The sequence below is a fragment of the Moraxella boevrei DSM 14165 genome, from assembly GCF_000379845.1.
Taxonomy (GTDB): Bacteria; Pseudomonadota; Gammaproteobacteria; order Pseudomonadales; family Moraxellaceae; genus Faucicola; species Faucicola boevrei.
Genome location: NZ_KB903804.1, coordinates 134,740 through 145,982, shown reverse-complemented (window position 1 = coordinate 145,982; position 11,243 = coordinate 134,740). Strand labels below are relative to the sequence as shown.

Genomic DNA, 11,243 nt, shown 5'->3' with positions numbered 1-11,243 from the left:
TGAATGCGTCCAGACTCAGTGTCTTCTTCGTTACAGCCTGTGTTGCCGATGTGCGGATAGGTCAGCGTAACCATTTGTTTGGCGTAGCTTGGGTCGGTGAGAATCTCTTGGTAGCCTGTCATGGCGGTGTTAAAGACGACTTCACCCACCGTTTGTCCATCAACACCAATGGATTTGCCTATAAAAGTTGTGCCGTCTGCCAATGCTAAAATCGCTGTCGTTATCGTGATTACCTTAATTTTTTTCTAAATTTTTGCCATAAAAAAGCGAATAAAAATGAAATTTTGAAAAATAGTAAGGCATGGTGCATGATAACAACCAGACTTTACCATTATCAACTTCATTTTTACTCGCTTGGTATAGATTTTGTGTATTCTAGCAGAAAAAAAACAATTGGGTAGGGGTAAGTTAACTTTTATTTTTTAATAAAGATATTGATAATTATTCTTATTTCGGTTATTATTGTTTCTCAAGTTTTTATCAATCACATACTATTTTTGTAAATAAGGTTGTTTTTATGAAACAGATGATGCCACGCTTGTTGTCGTTGAGTGTTGTAGGAATGATGTATAATGTTGGGGCAGTTGCCGAGCTTGAGCCACATGCAACGCTACAGACGATTACAATTATTTCACAAAACACGGCGAATAATAATCAAAAGGATGAAGTTGAACATGCCGATAATATTCCTGCAAAACAGGCATATACACTTAATGATTATTTGCCACAAGTTCCAGGTGTAAATGTGGGTGGGGTCTCACTAGCAGACCAACATATTTATATTCGTGGTTTAGGTTCAGACCGTCATGGGACGAATTTAAAAATCACGGTAGACGGCGTGCGTCAGCCTGAGACACGTTCATTTTATCATGGTGGGTTGATTGCTTTAGACCCTGATTTATACAAAAAAACGGAAGTGTCAGTGGGTAATAACTCAGTAACCCTTGGTAATAATGCAATGGGTGGTGCGGTGGCATTTACCACAGTGGATGCTGAAGATTTGCTTCGCCTTAACGAAACAATGGGGGCAAGATTAAAACTTGGGTATGCCACAAATGATAAACAGTTGCACACAACCGCAACAGCCTACGGTAAGCCTACTGGCAATACAGATGTACTATTATCGCTCGGTCAACGGAAAAGTGATGGCGGTAAAGATGGCGATGGTGTAGAAATACAAGGTGATGATATTACAGTGCGTAATGTGCTAGCTAAAGCCAGCATTATACCAATGGACGGACATAAACTTACTGCTAGTTATCAAGGCTATGATAACAAAGGCATTTATAATTTTGGCGCGAATAAGCCGTTAAAAATTCGCAATCCACAAGAAATTAAATATACAAAGCCAACCACCTCAAGCACTGATACCTTTAAGCTAGCTTATGAATATCAGCCGAATGATGATTTAAAAGTAATGGCAGATATTTATAAAATCAAAGAAGAACAAAATCGTGATGGCGTACGCCGTGTAAATACTGATAAAGCGACAGGTATTACAACCATTCCACATGCTCATTATTTGACCGATAGCGAAACAATTGGTTTTAATGTGAAAGCCAATCAATCATTAAATCGGTTGTTTGGCAAAGATATTGAACATTTTTTGACTTATGGCGTAGAAGGCTATGAAAAAAAAGCGACTAACCATAAAACAAGCCATTTACATGATGCAGAATTAGCCATGCTAAACGCTCAAAATCCAACAGAAAAGCATACAAAAAACTATTTGGTCAACCAAACGACCACCGCTAATGCAAAAAGTTTAGGCGTCTATGCACAAGACCGTATGACATTTGGTCGTTTTGCGGTAACACCGGGCGTACGTTTTGATAATTATAATGTTGAACGTGCGAATGATAAAAAATCTAAAGATTATAGCCAAGTATCTTTTGGTTTAGCAGGTGAATATAAAGTTTTGGATAATACCACATTATTTGCAAGCTATACCCAACTATTTAACGGTCCATCATTACCTGAAACAACCATGCAATCAGACGCATCTTATCCATTGGGTAAATTAAAACCAGAGACTGGTAGTAACAGCGAAATTGGCTTCAATACACGTTTTAATCAACTATTAGCGAATAATGACCGTTTAAATATTACCGCAAAATATTTTTATACCGATTATCAAGATAAAATTGATAGAGTAGGTGCTTCACAACGTGGTAATGGGTTTGATATTGACGGTAATGAAATTGCCAACGGTGCATTTAGCCAGGTTTATAAAAATTTGGAAGGCTCTACCAAAATCAAAGGTTATGAGCTTATGAGTAATTACCAAATGAATAATCTTGCATTTAATTTAGGCTATGCCCATGCAAAAAGTAAAAAACCTAATGGTGTACAACTGACAACAGACAGTGGTAATACATTAACATTGGGGGCTGACTACTATAATATAAACCCAATCTTAGGTGAATACCGTATTGGTGCAAATATCCGTCATGTCGCCGATGTGGAACGTAACTATCCAAACCGTATTTTACAAACACCAACAACCAAAGTAGAGGGTTTCACGGTCGTAGATTTAACAGGTAGCTTTAAACCAACCCACTTTAAAAACCTAAGCATTGACGCAGGGATTTATAACGTTGGCGATAAAACTTATGTAGAGCATACAGGATTTACAACCAATGATACCGCTATGGGACGTAATATCAAAATTTCTGCGACTTACCAGTTCTGAGCTGCTTTATAAAAAAATAGCATGATTTAGTCAAACCCTTTTCTCCACAACCGATTATCCGTCCATGGGTAATCGGTTTTTTTTTGCAACAAAACCACATAACCGCTACATACAAGTAAGATTTTTTTTGCTAAACTATTGCCAATTTTTTTTAATAAAAGGTCTATCATGTTAAAGCCGATTTTTACCGTTGCCACCTTAGTACTTGCGTTAACCGCTTGCTCAAAAAATAGCGAAACCACTGAAAAAACCACCGCATCTAGTCCTGCACCGACCGCATCGGTAGTTGCTACCACAAGCAGTAGTGTCGCTAGCGTTGCTCCGACTGCGTCCGTTGCAACCATCGCAAGCACAACAGCAACAACGGCAAGCACCACACCAACTGTAACAACGACAGAACAAAAAGTAGAAATTGCATCAACGGCGACGGTTAGCCCTGTTGCACCAAAAGCTGATGCCAAATCGGCAGAAAATGTGGCGTTAAAAGCGGATTTAAACACCTTGTTTAAAACCTTAAACGATATTGACAAAAAAGCCCAAGCCAAACAAGCAGAAATGGAAAAGAAAATGCAGACGGCGACCAGCCCTGCTGAGCAACAACAATTTTTAAAAGAAGTGGTGGCACAATTAGAAAACCAAAAAGCAACCTTGCAAAAACTAACATTTAACGACAAACGTGTTACCCAAGCTCGTGATAAAATGCTTGAAAATATCAACGATAGCCGAAAAGCCATGGAAATCATGGCAAAAAATCCAAATGCCACACCAGAGACCAATCCAGAAATTGGCAAATCCATGCAAAAAGCCCAAAAATCTGCTGAACAGGTGCGTGATATGTTGTCAAAACTCATTCAAGAAGCAGGTATTGAGCCAACAAAGCATTGATGTGTCGTCACCTTTAATAAAACCTTGGTAATATAAAATGCTATATTTGGGCTTTTTGGCGATGGGTTTAGGGATTTTGTTAACGGTTGCAGGGCTGATTTGCCTTGCGATTGGGACTTTTTCTCAAGAAATCAGCGTTGCCAAAAAAGCCAAAACCTTTGCCAAACGTTTATTACCTTTGGCATTTTTGCTGTTAATGGCAGGGACAGGCGTGATTGGACTACATTTTGGCAATGAGCTTTAGTTTAATCCTAAATTTAGTCATTCTTTATTGATTCTTTCTCAAAAGTTATCATTTTTTGTTAAAATTAGGGCTTATTCTACGGTATCTACGATAACAGGGCGACCCTTATGCATAAGAACAGTGGCATGGACACCAAATAATGCCAAAATCCGTTCTTGGGTCAGCACTTCTACAGGTTTGCCTGTGCTTACAATTTCACCTGATTTCATCATGACGACCGTATCGGCAAATTGTGAGGCTTGATTGATGTCGTGTAGCACGATGACCACGGTTTTTTTGTCTTCGTGGGTCAAGGTTTTCAAAATTCGCATCAGCTTGCCTGCGTGATACATATCCAAATTATTGAGCGGTTCATCAAGCAATACATACGGCGTATCTTGGCAAACAATCATGGCTATCAGCACCCGTTGGCGTTGTCCGCCTGACAAGGTTGCCAAATACCGCCCTGCCAAATTTTGCAACTCAAAGCGAGTCATGACCTGCTCAACAATCGCCACATCGTTATTGCTTGGTTTGCCTTGATGATATGGATAGCGACCGAACATTAGCAGTTCAGCAACCGTCAACCGCCCTTGAATGTGGTTTTCTTGGGCGAGCATGGCAACGGTGCGAGCCATGGTTTGGGCGTTGGTTTGGGTGATGTCGTGATTGTCAAACAAAATGTTACCTGTTTGTAGCGGATTTAATCTGGACATTAGCGTAAATAGGGTGGATTTGCCTGCACCGTTCGGACCGATTAAGGCGATGATTTGTTCTTTTGGCAAAGTTAAACTGATATCGTTTAAAATCAACTGATTATCTATTTTGTGTGAAACTTTTTCTATGCGTATCATAAGTTTTCCTTTTTTAGGCAAGGGCTTTTTTATAACGATTTAACATCAACAAAATAAACACAATACCACCAAACAGTTCAATCACTACCGCCAATACCCCAGCCATACCGAGTAAATGTTCAAAAATTGCCTGCCCCAAAATTAAACAAGTCATAGATACAAGACTTACCAAAATTAAACGTTCAGTGTGATACATTTGTTGACTAATTTTGTTGGTTAAAGCACATACCAGTAAACCCATAAAAATAATCGGGCCGACAAAAGCCGTCGCCGTTGCCACCAAAATGGCTATCACTATCAGCAAGCGTAACGCCAATTGTTGATAATCAATGCCCAAATTTATCGCAGACGCTTTACCGAGCATGAGTACATCTATCTGATGTCGCCACCGCCAAATCAGCACCGCACATATCGCACAAATCGCCAAACTTACCCACATCATCGGCTTGTTTATGGTGTTAAATTGGGCAAAACTTGCCGACTGCACCACGACAAAATCTTCAGGATTTATCAGCCGAGCAATCAATGATGACAAACTGCGAAATAGCACACCAAACACAATACCGACCAAAATCAGCCTTGATAAATTGTGTTGGCGTTGATTAAAAAGCAAACGAAACATCAGCATCGAAGCGATTATCATCAAGCTAATTTCCAAAAAAAACTTAAGTAGTGGTTGCGTGGTAAAGACATTCACCACACCAAGGGCAAATACAAGCAGACTTTGGATTAAAGTGTATAACGCATCAAAGCCGAGTAGGGCAGGGGTCAAAATCGGATTATGGGTCAACGTTTGAAATAACAAGGTGGAAACACCTATGGCAAAACCGACGATGATAAACGCCAAGATTTTTTGTGAACGAAAGGCTAAAATAAACTCCCAGTTTGCTCCAGTATTGACATTTAAGGTCATAAATAACAGGATACTGCTGATAAATATGACAAAACTGGCGATAGTCGGTTTTGTCAAAACCTTTCCATAAAAGTGTCTTGCTTGAGTTTTGGCAGATTGGGCGTTTTTTGGCAAAACAGTTGACATAAAATTAATCCTTTTGATTGAGCAAAATTGCCAAAAAAATTACCGCACCCACCACGCCAAAAATAGTCGCCACAGGAATTTCATACGGAAAACGAATGACACGACCGATAATGTCGCATAACAACACACCACTCGCCCCAAGTAGGGCAACCGCAGGTAAACAACGGCGTAACCTATCACCCATGATACGGCTGATAATATTGGGAACGACCAAACCGATAAAAGGAATTGCCCCTACCGTAACCACCACCACCGAGCTAATCATGGCAACCGTCATAATGGCGAACCATTGTACCGCTTGGCGATTAACGCCCAAATTTATCGCTATCGCATCGCCCAAGCCGACTATCGTCAATTTGTCCGCCAACAAATACGCCATCACCGCCAAACCGCCTGTGATGTACAACAATTCGTAACGTCCTGCCAAAATTGTAGAAAAATCGCCAAATCGCCAAACCGATAAAAGTTGTAAACTTTCAGTTTCGTAGGCAATAAACAAGGTTATCGCCTCAATAATGCCCCCAAATACAATGCCAATCAGTGGTATCATCAAAAAATCGGTTGGTGGTAACGGCTTAATCAGCCGCATAAACAGCACCATACCGACCAAGGCACACAGGGTAGCTATCAGCATTTTTACCAACAAGCCACTGCTTGGCAACAGCAAGCTAACAGCTAACAGCCCAAGCCCTGCACTTTGGGTTGCTCCCACCATGGACGGGTCTACAAAACGGTTTTTGAGTACCACTTGTAGTACCATGCCTGCCACCGCAAGCGACGCCCCAGTCAGTACAATCGCCAAAGTTCTCGGCAAACGGCTTTCCCACATTAACGATAAATCGCTAAAGTTTGGCGATGAACTGCCAAACAATTGAGAAAAAAAGTTTTGCCAAGAAAAATCTGCCACGCCAATCGATAAACTTAACAAAAACAAGCCCAGTAATATAACTAGGCTTGTAAAGTTTAACACAAAAGGCGGTAATTTAAGACCAGATTGGTTTATCATATTTAATGATTAACCGATGCAGTCTTAGATGCTGGTGTGCTAGCAGTTGGCGTTTGTGTCTCGTTATTTTTATTAAAGGCATCTTGAATGATTTTAGCATCGGCAAGCCATTGATAATAACCGCCAAATGCCAAATAAGAATCTGGGCTAAGATAAACGATTTGCTGATTTTTCCAAGCGGTGGTCTGATGTACCAATGGATTGTCAAGCACGGCTTTTGCCCCTGCTCCTTCTTCACCAATCGCTGATGCACGGTCTAACACAAACAGCCAATCAGGATTGGTTTTTTGCAAATATTCAAAAGAAACAGGCTGACCATGACGACTGTCTTGTATGGTGGGGTCGGCTTGCGGGACGCCAAATTCATTATGTACAAAGCCAAAACGAGATTTTGTGCCAAAGGCTGACATTTTATTGCCATTAATTACGATGACTAAACCCTTGCCTTTGCCTTGGGTCGCAGTTTTGGTGTCGTTAATCGCCTGGTCAATATCTTGTTGTAATTGTTGGGCTTTTTCCGTTTTGTTGTATAATTTTCCCAAATCAGCAAGGCGTTGTTTGCTTGATTCATAAGCATTCGCCATGTCTAAAGTCAAATCTAAGGTTGGAGCAATTTTACTCAATTCATCATATTTTTCCACCATACGGCTACCCACCAAAATCGCTTTAGGTTGTAGGGCGTGCAAGGCTTCAAAATTTGGCTCAAACAGCGTACCAATATCGGTACTCGGAGTGTCCTTGATGCGTAAACTATCCAAACGCAACTTGGCGGGTAAACCAGCTACAGGCACCTCCAACGCCTTTAAATCCTGCATCAGCGTCATGTCATACACCGCAATCGGTTCAGGATTAATAGGCAATTCCACATTACCACGCACGGTCGCGATACTTACCATACCGTTAGCAGGCGTTTGGGTAGAAGCGGTTGGCGTGGTAGATTGTGAGCTGGCTTGGGTCGGTTTTTCGGTTGAAGTTTGTTGATTGCAAGCGGTTAACGCCAAAACACTGGCAAGCGCGAGCGATAACGTTTTGCATAAAGTAGTCAAAGTCGGCATATTTTTTCCTAAATTTTGGCAAAAATTTAAATGATAATTGTTTTCATTATATTTTATAAAAAAATGGGAAAAAATACAATCAAAAAACATCAAAAAAATGATTTTTATGGTAAGCTATCAATATTTAATAAAATTCTATCTAATAAAATTTTTAGGACAAAAAATGACAAATAAAAAAATATTAATTATTGGCGGTGGTAATGTCGGCTTATCATTCGCCTTATTATTGGCACATCAAGGCATTCATAGCACCCTATTGGAACAAAACCGCTATCCAAGCATTAACCCTGATGACGATAGCGAACACGTCCACTACCTAGACAGCCGAAATATGGCACTCTCTCGCCGAACGGTACAAATTTATCAGCGTATCGGTTTGTGGCAAGATTTGCAAAGCCATGCTTGCCGAATTGATAGCATCAAAATTAGTGAACAAGGCAGTTTTGGCAAAGCCACGTTAAACAAACATGAAGAAAAGGTAGAAAGTTTTGGACACGTCATTGAAAATCGTTGGCTTGGGCGAAAACTGTTAGTGGCCGTGCAAAACAATCCACGCATTGAACTGTTAGATGGCACCACCGTTACCCATATTGAACAAACCGCAGACAATGTAACGATTAACTTTGACAAAGACCATCGAAAACAATCACTTACCGCTGATGTATTGGTGGCGTGCGATGGGCAGAATTCGCCAAGTCGTCAACTGCTTGGTATCGGCTCAAGTTTTTACGATTATGGGCAAGTGGGCGTGGTTGGCACGGTGATTAGCGACCGACCGCACGAGCATATTGCCATTGAACGCTTTAGTCCGCAAGGTTTGGTAGCGGTGTTGCCGTTGACCGATAGCATAGATGAACACGGTAACACGCTGTATCGGCGTTCGGTGGTGTGGGTGTGCGACAAAGGCGAAGAGCAAGCCTATTTGCAAGATGATAAGCTGTTTTTACAAGCGTTGCAAAATACCTTTGGCAACCAGTCAGGCATATTTGTGCAAGCGGGCAGACGTGGGGCGTATCCGCTGGTTAAGGTGTTGGCAGACCGTCAAGTCGTGGGGCGTTGCGTGATTATGGGGAACTCGGCTCACACCTTGCATCCGGTGGCAGGCCAGGGATTTAACCTGTGTATGCGAGATGCCGATACCTTGGCAAAAATGCTCGCTCAACAAGTCATGCTTGGCGACGATATTGGCGATAATGCGATGTTAAAAAGCTATGAAAAACGCCGAAAAATTGACCAAAAACGGGTGATTTTGTTCTGTGATAGCGTGGTGCATGGCTTTACGCATCGTAATCCATTGATAAAGTTGGTGCGCAATGTCGGCTTAATCGCTTTTGACAAAATACCGTATATTAAGCCGATGGTAGCGACTTTTGCGATGGGGTTAAAGTCATAATGAATAATAATACTTTAATTATTGGCGGTGGTATTGTCGGTGTTGCCCTTGCCTTAAGCCTTGCCAAACGTCAGCACCCTGTTACCTTGATTGATGCTCGTCCTTATTTAAGTCAGACTGATTGGCAACAGAAACTAACTCAGCGTGATGCCAGAGTATTTGCCCTAAGCCTTGCCAGTATTCAATTGTTACAGCAAGTTGGGGCGTGGCAGAATATCCAAGCATTAGGGCGAAAAGCCGATTATTCACAAATGCAAGTGTGGCAAATTAATGGCATTGGTGAACTAAAGTTTGCTAGTCAGGGCGATGTTAACCAATTAAGTGCTAATCAATTATTGGGCAGTATGGTTGAGCCATTCATCATTGAAAAAGCCTTGTACGACCGTGTTGCGGATACCGATATTGCCCCTTTTTTGACCGTTATTAATGGACATAAGTTGACAAAAATACATTGGCTTGGTGAGCCACATGGCTATCAAATTGAGCTTGACAATGGCGATACCCATGTCGGCAAACTGTTAGTTGGTGCGGACGGACGTGGCTCCATGGTACGACAATCGGCAGGGATTGGCTTGGATAGGTTGGACTATGCTCAGACGGCGATTTGTTGTGCGATTAAAACGGCCAAACCGCATCAAGCCACTGCTCGCCAAGTGTTTTTGACCGACAGTATTTTGGCATTGTTACCGCTTGCTGATGTGGACGAGCAAGACAAGGCACAGCCACAGCATTGGCAATCCATTGTTTGGTCGCTTCCGACGCATAAAGCCAAACAATTGTTGATGTTAACCGACAGCGAATTGGCAGACGAAATCGCCTTCGCCAGCGGTTATGAATTGGGTGAAATTAGCGAGATTGAGTCTATCGCCAGTTTTCCGCTCAATGCTCAACATGCCAAACAATACGTCAAGCCAAATCTTGCCTTAATCGGTGATGCAGGGCATGGCGTGCATCCATTGGCAGGGCAGGGGTTAAATTTGGGCTTATTGGATGTGATTGATTTTATTGAGATTTTACAAAAAGATTTTGAGCGAAGTGGCAAAGAAGTGTGGGCGGATTTTAGCACGTTGCAACGCTACGAACGCAAACGCTATGCCAATAATGCGATGATGATGCACAGTTTTTCGGGGATAAATTGGCTGTTTGGTACGCAGTTTGCTCCTGTACAACAAATCCGCAATATAGGCGTGCATCAAGTTAGTAAAATAAAGCCGTTAATGCAGTTTTTTAGCAAAAAAGCGAGTGGAATTTAAATCCACATTTAATTTTTAAGCTTTTTTTGCAAAAGAGCAATTTGTTTGTCTATTTTCTCTTTAATCTACTGTGCTAATTGCTTTTTTCTGCTTTACCAATATTTTTGCCAAAATCAAGCCAACTTCAAACAATAACCACATCGGAATTGCTAACAAAATCATCGAAAGCCCATCAGGTGGCGTTACGATTGCCGATACACCAAAGCACGCCACGATGATGTAACGGCGTTTGTCTGCGAGCGACTGCACCGATACCACCCCTGCCAATACCAATAGCAGTGTTAACACGGGGATTTCAAAGGTTGCTCCAAATACCAAAAATAGCTTTAATACAAAGTTTAAATAGCTATCAATATCGGTCATGGGTAGCACATTATCAGGTGAAAATTTGATAAAAAAACTTAATACACTATTTAACACAATATAATAAGCAAAGGCAATCCCTGTGTAAAATAACACAATAGACGACAGCAAAATCGGCAGGGCAATCTTTTTTTCGTGCTTGTATAGGGCAGGGGCAACAAACGACCAAATTTGGTACAAAATATACGGCATCGCCAAAAATATCGCCACGTACAAGGTTAATTTGATCGGTGCTAAAAATGATGACGTAATGTCGGTGGCAATCATGCTAGCATTGCTTGGCAACAAGGCGACCAACGGCGTAGAAAAAAGGTCGTAAATCTCTCGAGAAAAACCAACCAATGCCAAAAAAATTACCAACACTGCCACCAACATACGGATAAAATGTTGGCGTAATTCAATCAAATGTTGGGTTAACGGCATACCGGACAGTTGATTTTCTAAATTTTGCTCATCTTGCTGTTGCGATAACTGTTTTTG

11 protein-coding genes are annotated in these 11,243 nt (G+C 41.3%); 5 read left to right on the top strand and 6 right to left on the bottom strand.

Annotation, left to right across the window (positions count from 1 at the left end; genetic code table 11):
• Positions 1 to 224 (bottom strand): carbamoyl-phosphate synthase domain-containing protein (locus A3G3_RS0109745; RefSeq protein WP_323806855.1); only part of this gene is annotated, 224 nt, incomplete at its 3' end.
• 293 nt (positions 225 to 517) lie between these two features.
• On the opposite strand from A3G3_RS0109745, the gene A3G3_RS0109740 reads away from it, so the two are divergent.
• From A3G3_RS0109740 to A3G3_RS0109725, 3 genes are all read left to right on the top strand, one after another.
• Positions 518 to 2,692, top strand: coding sequence for a TonB-dependent receptor domain-containing protein (locus tag A3G3_RS0109740; RefSeq protein ID WP_019520334.1), 2,175 nt, complete (start codon positions 518 to 520; stop codon positions 2,690 to 2,692).
• A 168-nt stretch (positions 2,693 to 2,860) separates the two neighbouring features.
• Complete coding sequence (locus A3G3_RS0109730) at positions 2,861 to 3,577, top strand: hypothetical protein (RefSeq protein WP_019520332.1); 717 nt, start codon at positions 2,861 to 2,863, stop codon at positions 3,575 to 3,577.
• A gap of 37 nt (positions 3,578 to 3,614) precedes the next feature.
• Entirely contained in the window at positions 3,615 to 3,821 is a 207-nt protein-coding gene (locus A3G3_RS0109725) for a hypothetical protein (protein ID WP_019520331.1), read from the top strand.
• A gap of 71 nt (positions 3,822 to 3,892) precedes the next feature.
• Here the strand turns inward: A3G3_RS0109725 and A3G3_RS0109720 are convergent, their stop codons facing one another.
• Genes A3G3_RS0109720 through A3G3_RS13615 form a run of 4 tightly spaced genes read right to left on the bottom strand, consistent with a single transcriptional unit; the run spans position 3,893 to position 7,754 of the window.
• Positions 3,893 to 4,654 (bottom strand): ATP-binding cassette domain-containing protein, encoded by a 762-nt coding sequence (locus A3G3_RS0109720; RefSeq protein ID WP_019520330.1) that lies wholly within the window; start codon positions 4,652 to 4,654, stop codon positions 3,893 to 3,895.
• A 13-nt stretch (positions 4,655 to 4,667) separates the two neighbouring features.
• A complete protein-coding gene (locus A3G3_RS0109715) occupies positions 4,668 to 5,693 on the bottom strand; it encodes an iron chelate uptake ABC transporter family permease subunit (protein ID WP_019520329.1) in 1,026 nt (341 codons plus the stop codon).
• Between the two features lie 4 nt (positions 5,694 to 5,697).
• Complete coding sequence (locus A3G3_RS0109710) at positions 5,698 to 6,699, bottom strand: ABC transporter permease (protein ID WP_019520328.1); 1,002 nt, start codon at positions 6,697 to 6,699, stop codon at positions 5,698 to 5,700.
• A gap of 2 nt (positions 6,700 to 6,701) precedes the next feature.
• Positions 6,702 to 7,754 (bottom strand): siderophore ABC transporter substrate-binding protein, encoded by a 1,053-nt coding sequence (locus tag A3G3_RS13615; protein ID WP_019520327.1) that lies wholly within the window; start codon positions 7,752 to 7,754, stop codon positions 6,702 to 6,704.
• 163 nt (positions 7,755 to 7,917) lie between these two features.
• Here A3G3_RS13615 and A3G3_RS0109695 point away from each other — a divergent pair, with 163 nt between their 5' ends.
• Together A3G3_RS0109695 and A3G3_RS0109690 are read left to right on the top strand one after the other, a co-directional pair.
• Positions 7,918 to 9,147 carry an FAD-dependent monooxygenase gene (locus A3G3_RS0109695; protein WP_019520325.1) on the top strand — a complete coding sequence of 410 codons (1,230 nt, stop codon included), beginning with the start codon at positions 7,918 to 7,920 and terminating at the stop codon, positions 9,145 to 9,147.
• Complete coding sequence (locus A3G3_RS0109690) at positions 9,147 to 10,400, top strand: FAD-dependent oxidoreductase (protein WP_019520324.1); 1,254 nt, start codon at positions 9,147 to 9,149, stop codon at positions 10,398 to 10,400. The genes A3G3_RS0109695 and A3G3_RS0109690 overlap by 1 nt, the downstream gene beginning before the upstream one ends.
• A 60-nt stretch (positions 10,401 to 10,460) precedes the next feature.
• On the opposite strand, the gene tatC is transcribed toward A3G3_RS0109690, so the two are convergent.
• Complete coding sequence (gene tatC / locus A3G3_RS0109685; protein ID WP_228702728.1) at positions 10,461 to 11,186, bottom strand: twin-arginine translocase subunit TatC; 726 nt, start codon at positions 11,184 to 11,186, stop codon at positions 10,461 to 10,463.
• Positions 11,187 to 11,243 lie beyond the last annotated feature (57 nt).

What these genes read in the sequence shown, in the direction of transcription:
- A3G3_RS0109740 (WP_019520334.1), top strand. Translation starts at nt 518, where the DNA reads ATGAAACAGATGATGCCACGCTTGTTGTCGTTGAGTGTTGTAGGAATG.
- A3G3_RS0109730 (WP_019520332.1), top strand. Translation starts at nt 2,861, where the DNA reads ATGTTAAAGCCGATTTTTACCGTTGCCACCTTAGTACTTGCGTTAACC.
- A3G3_RS0109725 (WP_019520331.1), top strand. Translation starts at nt 3,615, where the DNA reads ATGCTATATTTGGGCTTTTTGGCGATGGGTTTAGGGATTTTGTTAACG.
- A3G3_RS0109720 (WP_019520330.1), bottom strand. Translation starts at nt 4,654, where the DNA reads ATGATACGCATAGAAAAAGTTTCACACAAAATAGATAATCAGTTGATT.
- A3G3_RS0109715 (WP_019520329.1), bottom strand. Translation starts at nt 5,693, where the DNA reads ATGTCAACTGTTTTGCCAAAAAACGCCCAATCTGCCAAAACTCAAGCA.
- A3G3_RS0109710 (WP_019520328.1), bottom strand. Translation starts at nt 6,699, where the DNA reads ATGATAAACCAATCTGGTCTTAAATTACCGCCTTTTGTGTTAAACTTT.
- A3G3_RS13615 (WP_019520327.1), bottom strand. Translation starts at nt 7,754, where the DNA reads ATGCCGACTTTGACTACTTTATGCAAAACGTTATCGCTCGCGCTTGCC.
- A3G3_RS0109695 (WP_019520325.1), top strand. Translation starts at nt 7,918, where the DNA reads ATGACAAATAAAAAAATATTAATTATTGGCGGTGGTAATGTCGGCTTA.
- A3G3_RS0109690 (WP_019520324.1), top strand. Translation starts at nt 9,147, where the DNA reads ATGAATAATAATACTTTAATTATTGGCGGTGGTATTGTCGGTGTTGCC.
- tatC (WP_228702728.1), bottom strand. Translation starts at nt 11,186, where the DNA reads ATGCCGTTAACCCAACATTTGATTGAATTACGCCAACATTTTATCCGT.